Below are 20,090 nucleotides of genomic sequence, written 5' to 3'. Positions count from 1 at the left end.
GATTAGCCTGGGATTACCAGGTCACACCGAACCCAGCCGTGTAGCGCGTCTTACTGATGTCGCTGTCTTCCGTCCCTTCGATGACATCTTTCTCGGCCTTGAGATTGAGTGACGCCCAGTCGGTCACTTTATAGCGCAACCCCAACTCTGCGTCGTAGGCATAATCCGCCACGCCAGACAGCGGCTTGCCGACTTCGCCATTGGTGAAAAACTCAACCCGCTTGCCGATCAGGTAACGGTTGTAGTCCCATTTCATGGCGACGGAATAGAAGTTGTCCTTGCCGCCATCGCTGTACTCGTAATCGGTGCGGTTGAGCAGCGAACCCAGGGAGAACGCACCCAGTTCGTCGTCCCAGAACTGGTAGCCCGGACCGGTACCCACGACACGCTGGCGGGCCAGGTCCTCGACTTTGTCGCGCTTGTAGTTGAGCCGACCTTGCCAGAACCATTTATCGGTGATGAACCGGTCGAGGGAGTACTCCAGTCGCCAGTTATCAGCCGAGACTATGTCGTCTTGGAATTCGCGGTTGTATTCGCCTTCGGCGGTGTGCCGCCACCTGCCGTGGCGCGCCGAAGTCTTGAAGTCGATGTCGTAGTCGTCGGTGTCGTTTTCCGCCCGCTGGTAATCCAGTGCGGCGTCGATATTGCCCTTCCACACCAAATCCTCGACCACCGGCTTGGGCTTGAGAATCTGCTGGATGCTCGCCAGCTCGACGGTCTTGGGCACATCACCATTGGCCAAGGTCACCTTGCCATCCTCGGCCGCCTGCAACGCCTTGGCCTTCTCGCCACTGTAAGCGTCCTGCTTGACCAACAACTGCTGGTCGCTTTCAAGGGTCTTGACCTGTTTCCAATCGATAGGGACCGCGCCGGCATAATCGGTCTGGATCAGCAACTTGCCGCCGTCGAAAACGGTGATCTTGCCGCTGAGCTTGTCGCCGTTCTTCAACCAGACGGTATCGGCAAGCAAAGGCATGGAGGCGCTCGTAACAGCTAGGCAAAGCAGGGTTCTGGACAACATAAGCGATAATGGGCTCAAGTTTGCGATGAAAAGGCGGCATTATCCCCCAGGATGACACCTCAGCAACGACTGACCCACGTATGGAAGATGAGTTCATTTATCAACCCGCCCTGTAGGAATTAATCTACAGACGGACACTTTCAGGAACCGCGCTTGTGACTGACGCCACTTCGGCCACCGAGAACGCCGCCCAGATCCGCCGCACCACGCTTTACCTCACCCTGGCACAGGTGCCTGCCGGCAAAGTCGTAACCTACGGCCAACTCGCCGAAATGGCCGGGCTGGGCCGCGCCGCGCGCTGGGTCGGACGAACCCTCAGCCAATTGCCCGGCGACACGAAGCTGCCCTGGCATCGCGTGCTCGGTGCCGGCGGTCGGATCAGCCTGCCGGTGGGAAGCCCCTCAGGGGATGAACAACGCGCGCGCTTGCGCACGGAGGGGATCAGTGTCCTGAATAATCGTGTTGATATTCAGCGCCATGGCTGGCGCCCGGTAGAGCACAGCGGTTAGAGTGCGCGCTTTGTTTTCGCAATTTTTGAGGCAGACTCCAGCCCATGCCCCGTAAAACCTGGCGCGCCGCCCTCGCCGCCTATGCCAGTCCTTCGACGCTCGTGCTGTTGCTGCTTGGCTTCGCCGCCGGCTTGCCGTACATGCTGGTGTTTTCCACGCTCTCGGTCTGGTTGCGCGAAGCCGGCGTGGCTCGCGAGACCATTGGTTACGCCAGCCTGATCGGCCTCGCCTACGCCTTCAAATGGGTCTGGTCGCCATTGCTGGACCAATGGCGCCTGCCACTGCTGGGCAAGCTGGGACGCCGCCGATCCTGGCTGGTGCTGTCCCAAGGGCTGGTCATCCTGGGCCTGGTGGGCATGGGTTTCTGCGATCCGCAAAAGCACCTGTCCTGGCTGATCGCAATCGCGGTAATAGTGGCCTTCGCCTCCGCCACCCAAGACATCGCCGTCGATGCCTATCGGCTGGAAATCGTGGACGACACCCGCCAGGCCGCATTGGCAGCCAGCTACATGTCCGGCTACCGGGTCGCCGCCCTGCTGGCCACGGCCGGCGCGCTGTTTTTCGCCGAGGGCTTCGGCTCCACCGGGTTCAGCTACAAACATTCGGCCTGGGCGGGCACGTACCTGTTGTTCGGCGTGCTGATGGTGCCCGCCTTGCTGACCTCACTGTTCATGCGCGAGCCTCCGGTGCCACTGCGCACACAGTTGCAGGCCGGGCGCTATACCTTCGTCCATCAGCTCGCATCGGTGTTCGTCCTGATCGTGCTCCTGGTGTCGGTCCCGGCCATGTTCACCCAACTCTATAACACCGACTTCGCCAGCGTGCTGTTCGAGGGCGTCAGCCTGCTCGACCTGCTGCTCGAGGACCGGGCGTTCCTGCGCGCCATCCTCTATATCCTCCTGACTGTCATGTGCCTGTCGTCGATGGGCCGTCGCGGCCTGGCGCCGGTGCTCACCCCCGTCAACGACTTCATCCTGCGCTACCGCTGGCAGGCGCTGCTGCTGCTCGGCCTGATCGCCACCTATCGCATGTCCGACACGGTCATGGGCGTCATGGCCAACGTGTTCTACATCGACCAAGGATTTACCAAGGACCAGATCGCCAGCGTCAGCAAGATATTCGGGCTGATCATGACGCTGGTGGGCGCCGGCATGGGCGGCCTGCTCATCGTGCGATTCGGCATCTTGCCGATCCTGTTCATTGGCGGCGTGTCCTCGGCGGCCACCAATATCCTCTTCTTGATGCTCACGGGGATGGGCGCCGACCTGGAGATGCTGATTGTCACCATCTCCCTGGACAACTTCAGCTCCGGCCTGGCGACCTCGGCATTCGTCGCGTACCTGTCCAGCCTGACCAACCTGAAATTCTCCGCAACCCAGTACGCCCTGCTCAGCTCGATCATGCTCTTGCTGCCGCGCCTGATCGGTGGGTATTCCGGGGTCATGGTGGAAAAGTTCGGCTATCACGATTTTTTCCTGATCACCGCCCTGCTCGGCGTTCCAACCTTGCTGCTGATCGCGCTCCACTGGTATCAGGAAAATCGCCGCCAGGACTCGACGCACGGAACCGAGTCAGAGCCGGAGTCGAAATCGACGCCGACCCGGCCCGCCCAAGAGTCGTAGGCCCAAGAATCGTAGGAAAGCTCAGCAGGCGCCGAAGAAAGCGGCGCCTGGATCCGGCAACAGGCCACGCGCCTGTACGCCAGGGCATCTCGCCCGTACAATGCTGCGTCACTTCTCGTCATCAGCAACCGACAACGGCCAACCATGCGCACCAGTCAATTTTTGCTCGCCACACAGAAAGAAACGCCTTCCGACGCCGTCGTGATCAGCCACCAGCTGATGCTGCGTGCCGGCATGATCCGCAAACTCGCCTCCGGCCTGTACACCTGGCTGCCGATGGGCCTGCGGGTCATGCGCAAGGTCGAAGCCATCGTCCGTGAAGAAATGGATGCCGCCGGCTCTCTGGAAGTGTTGATGCCGAGCACCCAACCGGCCGAGCTGTGGCAGGAGTCGGGACGCTGGGAGGAGTACGGCCCCGAGCTGCTGCGCATCAAGGACCGTCACGGTCGCGACTTCTGCGCAGGCCCGACCCACGAAGAAGTGATCACCGACCTGATGCGCAACGAGTTGAGCAGCTACAAGCAGCTGCCCATCAACCTGTATCAGATCCAGACCAAGTTCCGTGACGAGATCCGTCCGCGCTTCGGCCTGATGCGCGGTCGCGAGTTCATCATGAAGGACGCCTACTCGTTCCACGCCGACCTGGCGTCGCTGCAGGTTACTTACGACCGCATGCACCAGGCGTACTGCAACGTGTTCACCCGCCTGGGCCTGAAATACCGCCCGGTTGAAGCCGACAACGGCTCTATTGGCGGTGCCGGCTCCCACGAATTCCACGTACTGGCCGAGTCCGGCGAAGACGACATCGTCTTCAGCAACCGCTCCGACTACGCCGCGAACATCGAGAAAGCCGAAGCCGTGCCACGGGAAACGTCCCGCGCCGCGCCGACCGAAGAATTGCGCCTGGTGGATACACCCAACACCAAGACCATCGCCCAGTTGGTGGAAGGCTACAACCTGCCGATCGAACGCACCATCAAGACCCTGATCGTGCGCGCGGAAGAAGAAGGCAAGCTGATCGCCCTGATCGTCCGCGGCGATCACGAGCTCAATGAAATCAAGGCGGCCAACCAGCCTGGCGTCGCAAGCCCATTGGTCATGGCCACCGACGCCGAGCTGCGCGACGCCATCGGCGCCGGCGCCGGCTCCCTCGGCCCGCTGAACCTGCCGCTGCCGATCATCATTGATCGCTCGGTGGAGCTGATGAGCGATTTCGCCATCGGCGCTAACATCGACGACAAGCATTATTTCGGCGTGAACTGGGAGCGCGACCTGCCGGTTCCAGCCGTCGCGGACCTGCGCAACGTGGTGGCCGGCGATCCAAGCCCGGACGGCAAGGGCACTCTGGAAATCAAGCGCGGTATCGAAGTCGGACACATCTTCCAGCTGGGCGACAAGTACAGCAAGGCGATGAAATGCGAGGTGCTGGGCGACAACGGCAAGCCGGTCACCCTGCAGATGGGCTGCTACGGCATCGGTGTATCCCGCGTGGTGGCCGCTGCCATCGAGCAGAACAACGACGAGAACGGGATCATCTGGAGCGACACACTGGCGCCCTTCCAGGTCGCGCTGGTGCCGCTGCGCTATGAAACCGAACAGGTTCGCGAAGCGACCGACAAGCTCTACGCCGAATTGACGGCCGCTGGCTTCGAGGTGCTGCTGGACGACCGCGACAAGAAAACCAGCCCCGGTATCAAGTTCGCCGACATGGAACTGATCGGTATCCCGCACCGGATCGTAGTCAGTGATCGCGGCCTGGCCGAAGGCAACCTGGAATACAAGAGCCGCACCGAGGCCGAGCCGCAAGCGCTACCGGTCGCCGAAGTGCTGTCCTTCCTCCAGGCTCGTATCCGCCGCTGAGACCAGATAGAGACGTCATGTTCAAGCGAAACACCTTAGGCCTCGGGGGCGCCGCACTGTGCGGCGCCCTGTTGGTCAGCGGCTGCGCCAACCAGATGTCGCAACGCAACGAGCACGAAGAACGGATCGAGCGCAAGCTGCTCGACCATAGTCTGCAAATCGATGTGGGCGAGCCCAAGGTGCTCGACTTGCCGCAGCGTCGGGTTCGGATCAACGAGCAAAAGACTTTCGAGGTCACTGAATTCGAAGTCACCCGGCACTACGATCGCTACACGCCCTACCAGCCATGGCGCGAGGTCTATGAGATCCCGCTGGGCGCGGTGGCGGTGGTGGCCGGTGTCGGCGCGAACGTGGTCAATGTGTTCGCCCTGGGCACCTTGCCTGACACCGCGACCCGTGACTGGATCAGCTACGGTTTCGCCGGCCTGAACCCATTCATGAACGTCCCGTCCAACGGTCGAGCGCAACAAAACCTGGCCGGTATCGACGAAATCCAGCGCGACAAGCGCACCGAGCACTCGAGCCTGCCCTGGAGCGAACGCCCGGTACAGGTGAAGGCCGCCCGCCAGACATTCGAGATGAGCACCGACCGCAACGGGGTGCTGCGCTTGAACCTGCTGGAAAGCCCGTTCGCCGAACATGACCTGAGCCAGTTCGGCAAATTGCAGATCAGCGTGACGGATGCCCAGGACGAGGTGCATACCGACTCGTCGCTGAGCATCAGCAGCACCCTGCGCAGCAAATTGGTCGAAGCCCACGCATTGATCTACGACGACCTGGAAGATGACGAAGTGAGCCAGTGGGTTCACCGGGTCAAACGCCTGTCGGAACTGGGCCTTGAAGAAGAAGCCAGTGAGCTGGAGCAAAGCCTGATCGAACTGACCCGCAACGATCCGGAACTGCAGACCGAGTTCCTGAAGGCTTTGACCAAGGATGGCGGACGGTTGGTGGCGGACCCAGGGGCGAGTTGAACCTGGCTGAACGAGGGATGCTTCCCCTGTGGTGAGGGGATTATCCCTCACCACAACGAGCGCTTACCGATCAAACAGCTCCAACTGTTTATACCCTCCCCGCAAATCCTCCAACCGTACCCCGATCCCCAACAACCGCACCGGCTTGCCGCCACGGTTGAAGGCCTGGGTCAACAAAAGCTGGTAACTGCCCAGATCCCGCCCGGCCCCGGACTGCTCCAGGGTGGTCTGGGTGAAATCATGGAATTTGACTTTGACGAATGGCTTGCCCGGGCGGTAACTGCTGTCGATCCGCGCCATGCGCCCGCTGAGGGTTTCCATCAGCTCCGGCAACTTGTCCAGGCAGCTTTTCAGATCGGGCAGATCAACGTCGTAGGTGTTTTCCACGCTGATGGACTGACGACGGCTGTCGTTGTGCACCAGACGCTCATCGATCCCACGGGCAAGGCTCCAGAGGCGCTCGCCAAAACTGCCGAATTCACGCACCAGGGCGAGCTTGTCCCACTGACGCAACTGTGAACAATCGGTGATCCCGAGCCTGTTCAACTTGTCGGCGGTGACCTTGCCAACACCGTGGAGTTTATTCACCGGTAATGCCGAGACGAAATCTTCCACTTGGTCGGGGGTGATGACAAACAAGCCATTGGGCTTCTTCCAATCACTGGCGATCTTGGCGAGAAACTTGTTCGGCGCAACGCCAGCGGACACGGTGATGTGCAGCTGATTGGAGACACGCCGGCGAATGTCTTGGGCAATACGCGTGGCGCTGCCGCCAAAATGCGCGCTGGCGGAGACATCCAGGTAAGCCTCGTCGAGGGACAGCGGCTCGATCAGATCGGTGTAATCGCTGAAGATCGTGTGGATTTCCTTCGACGCCTCTCGGTAGGCGTCCATCCTCGGCTTGACGATGGTCAGGTCAGGGCAGAGCTTCAGCGCATGGCCGGAAGACATGGCAGAGCGCACGCCATAGGCCCGGGCCTCATAGTTGCAGGTCGCGATTACGCCGCGCCGGTCCGCCGAGCCGCCGACCGCCAATGGCTTGCCGGCCAGCTGCGGATCATCACGCATCTCGATAGCGGCATAGAAGCAGTCGCAGTCGACGTGGATGATTTTGCGTTGCGTCATGAGAGAAGCGGCACACGAATTGATTCGGGGCGCCAGTATCTCATTCGAACCTGTATATAGCACCAGTGCTTTGAAAGATCCTTCGTTGAACCTTGAAAATTCCTACACGGATGTATTTCCTCAATCACCAAGAGCCGGCCAATAGGGCGCCAGCCCTTGCCCGGCTTGCGTCACAGCGTGAAACCTGGCCCTGGGCCTAGGCTAACCGCTTGAAGCGGAACATGTTTTTCCTGAGCAAGGGTTGACAGCCCGTCGATCTTCTGTAGAATGCCGCCTCACAGACGCGGGATGGAGCAGCCTGGTAGCTCGTCGGGCTCATAACCCGAAGGTCGTCGGTTCAAATCCGGCTCCCGCAACCAAACATCAAGAAAGGCTACTCGAAAGAGTGGCCTTTTTTGTGCGCGCCTGATTTATGCGCCTGCGCCCCATGGCGCTTCTATCAACCTAAGCCCTTGCTGATGGTTGTAGGACAATTTTCTTTTGTTTTCGTGTATTTAGGTGAACTCGTCGTTTATTTCACCCAGCCCCTTATTAACGGTTGACACTCTGGCGTTCGCCTGTAGAATGCCGCCACACAGACGCGGGATGGAGCAGTCTGGTAGCTCGTCGGGCTCATAACCCGAAGGTCGTCGGTTCAAATCCGGCTCCCGCAACCAAACATCAAGAAAGGCTACTCGAAAGAGTGGCCTTTTTTGTGCGTGTCGAAAAAACTCCATGACAAATATTTTGTAATATTTTCCACCGCAGGGATTGGTAACTTGGCTGGATACCCCCATCCTGTCGCGCATAGCTCAAGAGGTGATTGATGCGCGCCCACTCGTCTGACCCACAAGACACTGTTTCTGCGACACAACCGATCAAGGCCGAGCGATTGCGCTGGATGGAGCGGATCAGCCAGTACCGGCAACCGATCGGCCTCGCTGTCACGCTGCTCCTGTTTGCAATTGCCTTGATCGCCTGCCGCCATCTGTTGAGCGAGCTCGACCTTTACGCCCTTCACGACTCGATCCTCGAGGTGCCGAGGCCGGCCCTGCTCGGCGCGATCGCCGCGACCGTGGCCGGTTTTGTCATTCTGCTGGGCTATGAGTGGTCCGCCACCCGCTACGCGGGGGTGAAGCTGCCGCCGCAAACCCTGGTGCTAGGGGGCTTCAGCGCTTTCGCCATTGGCAACGCCATCGGCCTGTCGCTGCTGTCGGGCGGCTCGGTTCGTTATCGCCTGTATGCTCGCCATGGCCTGGGGGCGACGGATGTCGCCCATATGACGTTGTTCGCCAGCCTGTCGCTGGGCTGCGCCCTGCCGCCCTTGGCCGCCCTGGCGACACTGAGCAATCTGCCTGCGGCATCCGCCGCCTTGCATCTTCCAGCCACGTTGCTGGGATCGATCGCCGTCGCGGTGCTGCTGCTGACTGGCGTGCTGGCGGTGGGTATCTATCGCCGTCGCCTGCCGGACCAACCCTACCGCGACAGCCTGCTGGTCAGGGCCGGTCGCCGGACCTTGCGGCTGCCAGGCCGACGCCTGACGCTCCTGCAATTGGTGATTACCGCGCTGGACGTCGCAGCTGCCGCGACGGTGCTCTATCTGTTGCTGCCCGAGGCGCCCCCGTTCGGTCCATTCCTGCTGGTGTACTTGCTCGCGCTGGCCGCCGGTGTACTCAGCCACGTGCCGGGCGGGGTCGGGGTGTTCGAGGCAATCCTGCTGGCCGCGTTTGCCGACAAGCTGGGTGCCGCGCCGCTGGCCGCCGCCTTGCTGCTGTATCGCTTGATCTACGTGCTGCTGCCGATGCTGGTAGCGTGCGTGCTGCTGCTGATCAACGAGGCGCAACGACTCTTCCAGACACGCCAGTCCTTGCGGGCGGCGTCAGGTTTCGCGGCACCGATCCTGGCCGTGCTGGTGTTTTTGTCGGGCGTGGTGCTGCTGTTTTCCGGGGTGACACCCGAAATCGACACCCGCCTGGAGCACATCGGCTTTCTGATTCCTCACCGACTGGTGGATGCCTCGCACTTTGGCGCCAGCCTGATTGGCGTGCTGTGCCTGTTGCTGGCCCAAGGCTTGCGCCGTCGCCTGTCCGCCGCCTGGATGCTCACCACCGTGTTATTGCTGGTGGGTGCCCTGCTCTCGCTGCTCAAGGGCTTTGATTGGGAAGAAGCCACGCTGCTGACCTTGACTGCTGCCCTGCTGTCGATCTTCCGGCGTTCGTTCTACAGGCCGAGTCGCCTGACCGAGTTGCCGTTTTCGCCGTTGTTCTTGATCGCTAGCCTGTGCGTCCTGGGGGCGTCGATCTGGCTGTTGCTGTTCGCCTATCAGGACGTGCCCTACAGCCATCAACTGTGGTGGCAATTCACCCTGGATGCCGACGCTCCCCGCGGCCTGCGCTCATTGCTCGGTGCCGCGGTGCTGCTGGTGGTGGTGTCGCTGACCTGGTTGCTGCGCACCGCGCGGCCGGTGATTCACTTGCCTACGGCACAAGAGCTGGAACGCGCCAAGTCCATTCTCATGGCGTCGTCTCAACCCGACGGCGGCTTGGCCCTGACCGGCGACAAGGCGCTGCTGTTTCACCCCAACGACGAGGCATTTTTGATGTACGCCCGTCGCGGCCGCAGCCTTGTCGCGCTGTACGACCCGATCGGGCCGACCCAGCAACGGGCGGAAATGATCTGGCAGTTCCGTGACCTGTGCGACATCTATCACGCCCGGCCAGTGTTCTACCAGGTACGCGCCGAGAACCTGCCTTACTACATGGACATCGGCCTGACCGCGATCAAGCTGGGCGAAGAGGCGCGAGTCGACCTCAAACGTTTCGATCTCGAAGCCAAGGGCAAAGAGATGAAGGACCTGCGCTACACCTGGAATCGCGGCACCCGTGATGGCCTGTCGCTGGAAATCCACGAGCCGGGCCAGGCGCCTATGGACGAACTGAAAGTCATCTCCGACGCCTGGCTGAGCGGCAAGAACGTCCGGGAAAAAGGCTTCTCCCTCGGACGATTCAGCGATGACTACCTCAAGCATTTCCGCATCGCAGTGATTCGTTTCGAAGGCCGGCCGGTGGCATTCGCCAACCTGCTGGAAACCCACAACCACGAATTGGCCAGCCTCGACCTGATGCGTGCCCACCCCGACGCGCCGAAGCTGACCATGGAATTCATGATGGTCGGCCTGATTCAACATTACAAAAACCATGGCTACGCTCGCTTCAGTCTCGGCATGGTCCCTTTGTCGGGCTTGCAGCCGCGGCGCGGCGCACCGCTGACCCAGCGCCTGGGGTCGATGGTGTTTCGCCGTGGCGAGCAGCTTTACAATTTCCAGGGGCTGCGCCGCTTCAAAGACAAATTCCAGCCTGACTGGGAACCTCGTTACATGGCCGTGCCCGCCGGACTCGATCCGCTGGTTGCGCTGGCTGATACCGCCGCCCTGATTGCAGGCGGCCTGACTGGATTGGTGAAACGCTGATGATGCAACGCTCGTGGCGATACGTAGTGGCCGCCCTGCTGGTGCTGGCTGTGATTCTCGGTGGCGGCTACTGGTATTGGAACCGCCCTGCCCCGCAACCGACCCTGGAACAACTGGAACCCGCCGACGGCGTGCCAATGACGCGCGTCATCCCCGGCACCAAGCCCCGCGCCCAGGTGCTGGTGGCCGTGAATGAGGACCAAAAGCTCAGCGACACCCAGTTGACGACCCTCAGCCGCAGCGGCTCGGCACAGATCGTCCAAGTGATCCTGCCCAAGGACTGCATGTTGCAAGGCCGTGCTCTACAGGCCGGCCTGAGACAACTCCACGGCCCGGCCACGCTGGTCAGCGGCATCGGCCCCGGCGCCGTGCTGGCCTGGCGCTGGTTGGCCGAGCAGAAGGACGACAATGCCCGGGCCGTCTCGGTGGACCTGGCCCTGGAAAAACCTGGCTGCACGCACCTGCTGCCCAAGAGCGCCGCACACGGTCACTGGCTGGTCGCCTGGAACGATAACCCCGACGACACCAGCGCCGGGTTCGTTCGTGATCAACACAATGCCGAAACCAGCATCAGCGACTACGACATCAACCTGCCGCAAGTGCTGAACAATGAACTGCGCAAGATCCTGGTAGGTGCCGAAAAGGGCAAGGGCGGCCTGAGCATCCCGGTGGTGGAGGTGCCCGCCAGCCTGGCCCGGGATACCGTGACGCTGTTTCTCTCTGGCGACGGTGGCTGGCGTGACCTGGACCGCGACGTGGCCGATGAAATGGCCAAGGTCGGCTACCCGGTCGTCGGCATCGACACCCTGCGTTACTACTGGCAGCACAAGAGCCCCGAACAGAGCGCCGCCGACCTGACCGAGCTGATGCAGCACTACCGCCAGATCTGGGGCACCAAGCGCTTCATCCTGACCGGCTACTCCTTCGGCGCCGATGTGCTGCCGGCGATCTACAACCGTCTACCGGCGACAGAGCAACAGCGGGTCGATGCAATCATCCTGCTCGCCTTCGCTCGCACGGGCAGCTTCGAAATCGAAGTCGAGGGCTGGCTCGGCAACGCCGGCACCGAAGCCGCCACCGGCCCGGAGATGGCCAAGCTGCCCGCCGAAAAAGTGGTGTGCATCTACGGCGCCGAAGAGGCCAACGAAAGCGGCTGCACCGACAAGACTGCCGTGGGCGAAGTCATCAAGTTGCCGGGCGGCCACCACTTCGATGAAAACTACCCGGCCCTGGCCAAGCGCCTGATCGGCGAGATCGACAAGCGCCAAACCAAGCCTGCCGTGCAATAAGCGGGGGGCAAGCCAGACAAAAGCCCCCACCGCCGCAAGGCACTTGGGGGCTTTTGTTAACGGCGACGTTCTGCCGCGTCGTATACTTCTTTATCTCGCCGCGCGCCAACGGCGACTATCAGCACCTGAATCGCTTTTCCGTCGACCCTGTAAACAATGCGGGTATCACCCGTTCGGATCCTTCGGCACCCGGCCAGGCTGGCTCTGAGCGGCTTGCCGATCTTGTCCGGCTCGCCATTGATGATCCGCTCTTCGATGACATCAAGGATACGGTTCGCAGCCGCAGCACCCAACTGATCCAGATCGTCTTGAACCTCCGGATGGTAAACAACGTTCCAAGCCATTCACCGCCCCTTCAGTCGTTTTTGGCATACCGCGCCCGCATATCCTCATGACTGACGGCCTTGGCCCGATCGAAATTGATCAAGCGCTCACGAGCCGTCGCCTCGACGCGAAGATTTTCCAGCTCATCGAGCATTTCCTGATAAGCGTCGACGTTGATGATCACCGCTGCGGGTTCATTGTCCTTGAAGATCACCAGCCTTTCGGTTGCACGACTCGATACTTCCTTGAGCTTCGCGCTGAACCCCCTGACCATTGCCGTAACGGATATCGCTTGATCCGCCCGCTCCAGTAGTGCTGCCATACCCCACCTCCTTCCACCTGATTCCGCATACTTTAAAACACATCTTTAACTGTAAAATATTACGTCATATTAGACGCAAATCAACGTAAGGAAAGACCAACCGACCAAATGCCAAGAGGCTCCCACAAAAAAGCCCCCACCGCCGCAAGGTAGTGGGGGCTTTTTGTTTCCCGGTGCTACATCTCCACCTGCGTCCCCAATTCAATTACCCGATTCAACGGCAGATTGAAAAAGCGCAGGTTGCCATTGGCATTTTTCAACATGAAAGCAAACAACGACTCACGCCAACGCGCCATGCCCTCCAGCTTGGAGGCGATAACAGTCTCGCGACTGAGAAAGTAGGTGGTGCGCATCGGACTGAAATCCAGGTCGTCCAAATGACAGAGCTTGAGCGCCTCGGGCACGTCCGGCTCGTCGGTAAAACCGAAATGCAGGATCACCCGGAAGAAGCCCTCGCCATAGGCATCGACCTCGAAACGCCGTTGTGGCGGCACGCGGGGAATGTCTTCGTAGACCACTGTCAGCAACACCACCTGCTCATGCAGCACCTGGTTGTGCAGCAGATTGTGCAATAGCGCATGGGGCACCGCATCCGAGCGCGCCGTCAGGAACACCGCCGTGCCCTGGACCCGGTGCGGCGGCTGCACGCGGATGCTGCTGATGAAGACCGGCAGCGGCAACGCCCCTTCGTCCAGCCGCTCCACCAACAGCTGCTTGCCGCGTTTCCAGGTGGTCATCAATACGAACAAGGCAATGCCGGCTATGACCGGGAATGCGCCGCCCTGGATGATTTTCGGCACGTTGGCGGCGAAGTACAGCCCATCTACCAGCAAGAAACCGAACAGCACCGGCACCGCCAGCAGCGGCGGCCATTTCCATAGCAACAGGATCACGGCGGAGACCAGGATCGTGGTCATCAACATCGTCCCGGTCACCGCCACGCCGTAGGCCGATGCCAGCGCTCCGGACGACTCGAAGCCCAGCACCAGCAAGACCACGCCGACCATCAAAGACCAGTTCACCGCGCCGATGTAGATCTGGCCCTGTTCGGCGCTGGAGGTGTGCTGGATGTACATGCGCGGGATGTAGCCGAGCTGGATTGCCTGGCGCGTCAGGGAGAACGCGCCGGAGATCACCGCTTGCGAGGCAATCACCGTCGCCAGCGTCGCCAGGCCCACCAAGGGCAGCAATGCCCAGCTCGGCGCCAGCAGATAGAACGGGTTGCGCGCCGCTTCAGGATCACCGAGCAGCAAGGCGCCCTGGCCGAAATAGTTGAGCATCAGGCCCGGCAGCACGAGGATGAACCAGGCACGGGCGATGGGTTTACGGCCGAAGTGGCCCATGTCGGCGTACAGCGCTTCGGCCCCGGTCAGCGCCAGCACCACCGCGCCAAGGATCGCTACGCCCATGCCCGGGTGGACGACAAAGAAACGCACGGCCCAGGCCGGGTTCACTGCGTTCAATACTTCCGGGTGCTGGCTGATGCCATACACGCCCAAGGCGCCGAGGACGAGGAACCAGGTCACCATGATCGGACCAAAGAGGATGCCAATGCGCGCGGTGCCGTGGCGCTGGATCAGGAACAACGCCACCAGCACCACCACCGATAGCGGCACCACCCAGTGATCGATGCCTTCGAATGCGAGGCCCAGGCCTTCGACCGCCGACAATACCGAGATCGCCGGGGTGATCATGCTGTCGCCATAGAACAGCGCCGCACCGATCAAACCGCAGATCACCAACAACGTACGCAGCCGCGCCCTGCCGGCCGCCGCGCGCCGCGCCAGGGCAGTCAAGGCCATGATTCCGCCTTCGCCCTGGTTGTCCGCGCGAAGGACGAACATCATGTACTTGATGGACACGACCCAGATCAGCGACCAGAAAATCAGCGACAGGATCCCCAGCACCCCGTCATGGTTGACGGGCACGCCATAACCACCGGAAAACACTTCTTTAAGGGTGTACAGCGGGCTCGTGCCAATGTCGCCATAAACCACCCCGACCGCCGCGACCAGCATGCTCAGCGGTTTGGCCGCCGAGTGCTCGGCGCCCGCCGCCTGACTACCTGCATGACCCATCCAACACTCCTGATTTCCAGACCTGCCTTCTTGAAAGAAGCCGTACGCTCTTGTGACGCAGCATGGGCGGTTTTACGCTTTGTAACAGACGTTCTGTTGACTGCAGCGTTCGCCAGAAGGCAAAGGCGCGAAGCATAGCGCAGCACTCGTCGTATTTCCCGGTATAAAGCTGGTCAAGTGCGGCGACCACGGATAGAATTGCGCACTTTTTGATCAGAGGCGCGTCAGGCGCCCTGTCTCCGCAAGAGACGATCCCCCTACACCGAGGTTAGACATGTCCACCACTACCGCGCCAGCCAATCCCAAGGTTGGCTTCGTATCCCTGGGTTGCCCGAAAGCGCTGGTCGACTCCGAGCGCATCCTGACCCAGCTGCGCATGGAAGGTTATGACGTTGTGTCCACCTACCAGGACGCCGACGTGGTGGTGGTCAACACCTGTGGCTTCATCGACTCGGCCAAGGCCGAATCCCTTGAAGTGATCGGCGAAGCCATCAAGGAAAACGGCAAGGTCATCGTGACCGGCTGCATGGGTGTGGAAGAAGGCAACATCCGCGACGTGCACCCGAGCGTGCTGTCCGTGACCGGGCCGCAGCAGTACGAACAAGTGGTCAACGCCGTGCATGAAGTCGTGCCGCCGCGCCAGGACCACAATCCGCTGATCGACCTGGTGCCGCCACAAGGCATCAAGCTGACCCCGCGTCACTACGCCTACCTGAAGATTTCCGAAGGCTGCAACCACAGCTGCAGCTTCTGCATCATCCCCTCGATGCGCGGCAAACTGGTGAGCCGTCCGGTGGGCGACGTGCTCGACGAAGCCCAGCGCCTGGTCAAGGCCGGCGTCAAGGAATTGCTGGTGATTTCCCAGGACACCAGCGCCTACGGCGTCGACGTCAAGTACCGCACCGGCTTCTGGAACGGCGCGCCGGTGAAAACCCGCATGACCGAACTGTGCGAAGCCCTCAGCACCCTCGGTGTCTGGGTCCGCCTGCATTACGTCTACCCGTACCCGCACGTCGACGAGCTGATCCCGCTGATGGCCGCCGGCAAGATCCTGCCGTACCTGGACATCCCGTTCCAGCACGCCAGCCCGAAAGTTCTCAAGGCCATGAAACGCCCGGCTTTCGAAGACAAGACCCTGGCGCGCATCAAGAACTGGCGTGAAATCTGCCCCGAGCTGATCATCCGCTCGACCTTCATCGTCGGCTTCCCGGGCGAAACCGAAGAAGACTTCCAGTACCTGCTGGACTGGCTGACCGAGGCCCAGCTCGACCGCGTCGGCTGCTTCCAGTACTCGCCCGTCGAAGGCGCACCGGCCAACGACCTGAACCTGGACGTGGTGCCGGATGACGTCAAGCAGGACCGTTGGGAGCGCTTCATGGCGCACCAGCAGGCCATCAGCTCGGCGCGCCTGCAAATGCGCATCGGCCGTGAGATCGAAGTGCTGGTGGACGAAGTCGACGAACAAGGTGCCGTCGGCCGCTGCTTCTTCGATGCTCCGGAAATCGACGGCAACGTGTTCATCGACAACGGCAGCAATCTCAAGCCGGGCGACAAGGTCTGGTGCAAGGTCACCGACGCCGACGAGTATGACTTGTGGGCTGAGCAGATCGGTTGATCCAGGCCCGGACTCAAGCCGAATAGGCTTTTGTGGCGAGGGAGCTTGCTCCCGCTGGGCTACGAAGTAGCCCTATCCTTGCGATTGCTACGCAATCGAGCGAGAGCAAGCTCCCTCGCCACAGGTTGTTTGCCAGCCAATCGCCGCCTCTAAAAAAAACTTTCTGAAGCCCTGCTCTGTAACAAGAAGCAGGGCTTTTTTACGGCTATCGTATGCAGACAAGTAAACTCCACCACAAGGAACAGGCGGACATGCGCCAGCATTCGGTCATCCACACACCGAAACCGAGCGATTATCAGGAACTGACCCGGGTCTGGGAGGCATCGGTACGGGCCACCCATGATTTCCTGCCCGACAGTTATATCGAACTGCTCAGAAACCTGGTGCTCACCCGTTACCTGGACGCGGTGATGCTCATCTGCACCCGTGATTCACGCCAGCGCATCACAGGGTTCGCCGGGGTCGCGGCTGGCAAGATCGAAATGCTCTTCATCGACCCCGAGCATCGCGGCCAAGGCCTGGGCAAACAATTGCTGCGCTATGCCATTGAACACCTGAACGCCGATGAACTGGACGTCAACGAACAGAACCCGCAAGCCCTTGGCTTTTATCTCAAGCAAGGGTTCGAAGTTATCGGTCGCTCGGCAAAGGATGGCATGGACCAGCCCTACCCGCTGCTGCATATGCGCTACAAGCAGCCCGATCTGAAAGCGGGGCGCGGCTAAAAACGGCATGAGGCAAATGGACCCGCGATTAACCGGCGCCAGACAGGTACAATGCCCACCCCTTTTTGTTACGGCCCCGTCATGACTGACCCGATTCGTCTCTCCAAGCGTCTCATCGAACTCGTCGGCTGTTCCCGTCGGGAGGCTGAGCTGTTCATCGAGGGCGGCTGGGTCACCGTGGACGGCGAAGTCATCGATGAACCGCAGTTCAAGGTCACCACCCAAAAGGTCGAACTCGACCCCCAAGCCAAGGCCACCGCGCCAGAGCCTGTGACCCTCCTGCTGAACGTCCCGGCTGGCATGGATGTCGACGCGGCAATGGCAACCCTGGGGCCACAGACCTTGAGCGAAGAACATCGCTTCGGCAAGCGCCCGCTCAAGGGCCACTTCCTGCGCCTGACCGCCAGCGCCGATTTGCAGGCTGGCGCCAGCGGCCTTTTGGTATTCACCCAGGACTGGAAAATCCTGCGCAAGCTCACCGCCGACGCGGCCAAGATCGAGCAGGAGTATGTGGTGGAAGTCGAGGGCGAGATGGTCGCCCACGGTCTCAATCGCTTGAACCACGGCCTGACCTACAAAGGCAAGGAATTGCCGGCGGTCAAGGCCAGCTGGCAGAACGAGAACCGCCTGCGCTTCGCCATGAAGAACCCGCAACCGGGCGTTATCGCGCTGTTTTGCCAGGCCGTCGGGCTCAAGGTCGTTGCCATCCGCCGCATCCGCATAGGCGGCGTGTCGATCGGCAAGGTGCCGTTGGGCCAATGGCGCTACTTGTCCGCCAAAGAGAAATTCTAATTTTCCGGCGCCGCACCGAACCGGGGCGCCCACTGCCTTCATCAGGATTGCACACATGATTCACAACGACGTACTGCGCAGCGTGCGCTACATGCTCGACATCAGCGACAAAAAAGTCGTCGAGATCATCAAGCTGGGCGGCTTGGAAATCTCCCTGGAAGATTTGGCCGGCTACCTCAAGAAAGATGAAGAAGAAGGCTTTGTGTTCTGCCCCGACCTGGTCATGGCGCATTTCCTCGACGGGCTGGTGATCTTCAAGCGCGGCAAGGACGAAAGCCGTCCGCCGCAGCCGATCGAAGTGCCGGTGACCAACAACATCATCCTGAAGAAGCTGCGGGTGGCCTTCGAGCTGAAGGAAGACGACATGCACGCCATCCTCAAGGCCGCCGACTTCCCGGTGTCCAAGCCGGAACTGAGCGCATTGTTCCGCAAGTTTGGCCATACCAACTACCGGCCGTGTGGCGACCAGTTGCTGCGCAACTTCCTCAAGGGCCTGACGCTGCGCGTTCGCGGCTAATGCCGAAGGGCTGTCATTTCTTGAAGCGCTGCTGATGGTGGCAGAGCTTTTGTGGCGAGGGAGCTTGCTCCCTCGCCACAAAAGCCCCCGCCATAAACGGCAAGACCAACCGCCCGCGCTATGATGCCCTTTCAACCCTGCCTTGATCCCCAGCTTATGACCTACAACGTCTCCCCCATCGGCTTCGTCCGCTCCTGCTTCAAGGAGAAGTTCGCCATTCCGCGCCAACCACAACTGGCCCCGGCCGCGCGCGGTGTGTTAGAGCTGGTGGCGCCGTTCGACCAGGGCGAGGCCGTGCAGGGTCTGGAGCAGGTCAGCCATGTCTGGTTGCTGTTCCTGTTCCATCAAGCCCTGGAAGACAAGCCACGATTGAAAGTACGGCCGCCGCGCCTGGGTGGCAATAAATCCATGGGCGTCTTCGCCACCCGAGCCACCCATCGCCCCAACGGTATCGGCCAGTCGGTGGTGAAGCTGGAACGGGTGGAGGCCGCTCGACTGTGGATCTCGGGCATCGACCTGTTGGACGGCACACCCGTGCTCGATATCAAGCCCTACGTCCCCTACGCGGACATCATCGACTTGGCCTCCAACAGGATCGCCAGCGCCGCGCCTGAGTTGATTCCAGTGCAATGGGCGGACTCTGCCCTGCTTCAGGCACGCGACCACGCAAGGCGCCTCGAAGAGCCCTTGGTGGAGCTGATCGAACAATGCCTGGCCCAAGACCCACGCCCGGCGTATCAGGTTCCTACAGCTGAACGGGAATACGGTGCGCGGTTCTGGGATCTGGACGTGCGCTGGCATTACCCGGAGCCGGGGGTGATTCGGGTGTTGGAAGTCGTTCCTACGGCTGGATAAAACCCGGAAACGAAAAAGCCCGCGCGGCCTTCATCAGGCGGCGCGGGCTTTTTATGGTCTGTCAGTTGGACCAAGTCGCTGCCGTCGCGAGCAGGCTCGCTCCCACAACTGATTTGCAGCGACCACCAAAGTTGTGGTCATACATATCCAGTGTGGGAGCGAGCCTGCTCGCGATGGCGGTCGGTCAGCCACCGCAAATGCCGAAGCTTACTTCTCTACAAACGCGCGCTCGATCAGGTAATCACCCGGCTCACGCATACGCGGCGAAACGGTCAGGCCGAAGCTGTTGAGCACTTCGCTGGTTTCGTCGAGCATGCTTGGGCTGCCGCACAGCATCGCGCGGTCGTCTTGCGGGTTGATCGGCGGCAGGCCGATGTCGCGGAACAACTTGCCGCTGCGCATCAGGTCGGTCAGGCGACCTTCGTTCTCGAACGGCTCGCGGGTCACGGTGGGGTAGTAGATCAGCTTTTCGCGTAGCGCTTCACCGAAGAACTCGTTCTGTGGCAGGTGCTCGGTGATGAATTCGCGATAGGCGACTTCATTGACGTAACGCACGCCGTGGCACAGGATCACTTTTTCGAAACGCTCGTAGGTTTCCGGGTCCTGGATGACGCTCATGAAAGGCGCCAGGCCAGTACCGGTGCTGAGCAGGTACAAATGCTTGCCAGGCTTGAGGTCGTCCAGCACCAGCGTGCCGGTGGGCTTCTTGCTGATGATGATCTCGTCGCCTTCCTTCAAGTGCTGCAACTGGGAAGTCAGCGGACCATCAGGGACCTTGATGCTGAAGAATTCCAGATGCTCTTCCCAGTTCGGGCTGGCAATCGAGTAAGCGCGCATAAGCGGGCGGCCGTTGGGCTGCTGCAGGCCGATCATCACGAACTGACCGTTCTCGAAGCGCAGGCCCGGATCGCGGGTGCACTTGAAGCTGAACAGAGTGTCGTTCCAGTGATGAACACTGAGGACACGCTCGTGGTTCATGTTGCTCATGTACGGGGGACTCCTGGAAATGATGCCGGC

Annotated in this window: 17 protein-coding genes and 2 tRNA genes; 13 read left to right on the top strand and 6 right to left on the bottom strand. The window is 61.0% G+C overall.

The window, feature by feature from the left end:
* Positions 1-13: 13 nt before the first annotated feature.
* Positions 14-1,021 (bottom strand): DUF481 domain-containing protein, encoded by a 1,008-nt coding sequence (locus J3P81_RS05865; RefSeq protein WP_420764300.1) that lies wholly within the window; start codon positions 1,019-1,021, stop codon positions 14-16.
* A gap of 155 nt (positions 1,022-1,176) precedes the next feature.
* Between J3P81_RS05865 and J3P81_RS05860 the strand changes: the two genes are divergently transcribed.
* The 4 genes from J3P81_RS05860 to J3P81_RS05845 all read left to right on the top strand — a co-directional run bounded on the left by J3P81_RS05860 (position 1,177) and on the right by J3P81_RS05845 (position 5,983).
* The gene (locus J3P81_RS05860; protein WP_434562610.1) at positions 1,177-1,530 is read left to right on the top strand and encodes an MGMT family protein; all 354 of its coding nucleotides are present in this window, start codon (positions 1,177-1,179) and stop codon (positions 1,528-1,530) included.
* 44 nt (positions 1,531-1,574) lie between these two features.
* Positions 1,575-3,152, top strand: a complete 1,578-nt coding sequence (locus tag J3P81_RS05855) for an AmpG family muropeptide MFS transporter (RefSeq protein WP_420764298.1) — start codon at positions 1,575-1,577, stop codon at positions 3,150-3,152.
* A 144-nt stretch (positions 3,153-3,296) separates the two neighbouring features.
* Entirely contained in the window at positions 3,297-5,012 is a 1,716-nt protein-coding gene (locus tag J3P81_RS05850; protein ID WP_434562608.1) for a proline--tRNA ligase, read from the top strand.
* A 17-nt stretch (positions 5,013-5,029) separates the two neighbouring features.
* Positions 5,030-5,983, top strand: coding sequence for a hypothetical protein (locus J3P81_RS05845; RefSeq protein ID WP_434562606.1), 954 nt, complete (start codon positions 5,030-5,032; stop codon positions 5,981-5,983).
* A 63-nt stretch (positions 5,984-6,046) separates the two neighbouring features.
* Here the strand turns inward: J3P81_RS05845 and dinB are convergent, their stop codons facing one another.
* On the bottom strand, positions 6,047-7,108 hold the full coding sequence (gene dinB, locus J3P81_RS05840; protein ID WP_434562604.1) for a DNA polymerase IV: 1,062 nt from the start codon (positions 7,106-7,108) through the stop codon (positions 6,047-6,049).
* Between the two features lie 282 nt (positions 7,109-7,390).
* Here dinB and J3P81_RS05835 point away from each other — a divergent pair.
* The 4 genes from J3P81_RS05835 (at position 7,391) to J3P81_RS05820 (ending at position 11,845) form a co-directional block, all read left to right on the top strand.
* Positions 7,391-7,467 (top strand) — tRNA-Met (locus J3P81_RS05835).
* A 220-nt stretch (positions 7,468-7,687) separates the two neighbouring features.
* Positions 7,688-7,764: transfer RNA gene (locus J3P81_RS05830), tRNA-Met, on the top strand.
* A gap of 224 nt (positions 7,765-7,988) precedes the next feature.
* Positions 7,989-10,556: a bifunctional lysylphosphatidylglycerol flippase/synthetase MprF gene (gene mprF, locus J3P81_RS05825; protein ID WP_434564083.1), complete on the top strand. Its 2,568-nt coding sequence runs from the start codon at positions 7,989-7,991 to the stop codon at positions 10,554-10,556.
* Complete coding sequence (locus tag J3P81_RS05820) at positions 10,556-11,845, top strand: virulence factor family protein (RefSeq protein WP_434562602.1); 1,290 nt, start codon at positions 10,556-10,558, stop codon at positions 11,843-11,845. Before mprF ends, J3P81_RS05820 begins: the two co-directional genes overlap by 1 nt.
* A 56-nt stretch (positions 11,846-11,901) precedes the next feature.
* Here J3P81_RS05820 and J3P81_RS05815 read toward each other — a convergent pair whose 3' ends face one another.
* From J3P81_RS05815 to J3P81_RS05805, 3 genes are all read right to left on the bottom strand, one after another.
* A complete protein-coding gene (locus J3P81_RS05815; RefSeq protein WP_434562600.1) occupies positions 11,902-12,189 on the bottom strand; it encodes a type II toxin-antitoxin system RelE family toxin in 288 nt (95 codons plus the stop codon).
* Between the two features lie 11 nt (positions 12,190-12,200).
* The gene (locus J3P81_RS05810) at positions 12,201-12,491 is read right to left on the bottom strand and encodes a type II toxin-antitoxin system Phd/YefM family antitoxin (RefSeq protein WP_434562598.1); all 291 of its coding nucleotides are present in this window, start codon (positions 12,489-12,491) and stop codon (positions 12,201-12,203) included.
* A gap of 176 nt (positions 12,492-12,667) precedes the next feature.
* Positions 12,668-14,509 (bottom strand): potassium transporter Kup, encoded by a 1,842-nt coding sequence (locus J3P81_RS05805; protein ID WP_420764452.1) that lies wholly within the window; start codon positions 14,507-14,509, stop codon positions 12,668-12,670.
* A gap of 334 nt (positions 14,510-14,843) precedes the next feature.
* Between J3P81_RS05805 and rimO the strand changes: the two genes are divergently transcribed.
* From rimO to tsaA, 5 genes are all read left to right on the top strand, one after another.
* Positions 14,844-16,184, top strand: coding sequence for a 30S ribosomal protein S12 methylthiotransferase RimO (gene rimO / locus J3P81_RS05800; RefSeq protein WP_420764293.1), 1,341 nt, complete (start codon positions 14,844-14,846; stop codon positions 16,182-16,184).
* A 251-nt stretch (positions 16,185-16,435) separates the two neighbouring features.
* Positions 16,436-16,909, top strand: a complete 474-nt coding sequence (locus J3P81_RS05795; RefSeq protein WP_420764451.1) for a GNAT family N-acetyltransferase — start codon at positions 16,436-16,438, stop codon at positions 16,907-16,909.
* An 81-nt stretch (positions 16,910-16,990) separates the two neighbouring features.
* Positions 16,991-17,701 (top strand): rRNA pseudouridine synthase, encoded by a 711-nt coding sequence (locus J3P81_RS05790; RefSeq protein ID WP_420764292.1) that lies wholly within the window; start codon positions 16,991-16,993, stop codon positions 17,699-17,701.
* A gap of 55 nt (positions 17,702-17,756) precedes the next feature.
* A complete protein-coding gene (locus J3P81_RS05785; protein WP_420764291.1) occupies positions 17,757-18,218 on the top strand; it encodes a DUF1456 family protein in 462 nt (153 codons plus the stop codon).
* Between the two features lie 156 nt (positions 18,219-18,374).
* Positions 18,375-19,073: a tRNA (N6-threonylcarbamoyladenosine(37)-N6)-methyltransferase TrmO gene (tsaA, locus tag J3P81_RS05780; protein ID WP_434562596.1), complete on the top strand. Its 699-nt coding sequence runs from the start codon at positions 18,375-18,377 to the stop codon at positions 19,071-19,073.
* 207 nt (positions 19,074-19,280) lie between these two features.
* On the opposite strand, the gene fpr is transcribed toward tsaA, so the two are convergent.
* Positions 19,281-20,060, bottom strand: coding sequence for a ferredoxin-NADP reductase (fpr, locus tag J3P81_RS05775; protein WP_003198368.1), 780 nt, complete (start codon positions 20,058-20,060; stop codon positions 19,281-19,283).
* Positions 20,061-20,090: the final 30 nt, after the last annotated feature.

The sequence above is a fragment of the Pseudomonas sp. R1-6 genome, assembly GCF_051132115.1.
GTDB lineage: Bacteria > Pseudomonadota > Gammaproteobacteria > Pseudomonadales > Pseudomonadaceae > Aquipseudomonas.
Note: the sequence above shows the minus strand (reverse complement) of the source record. Positions and strands in the feature narration are given on the sequence as shown.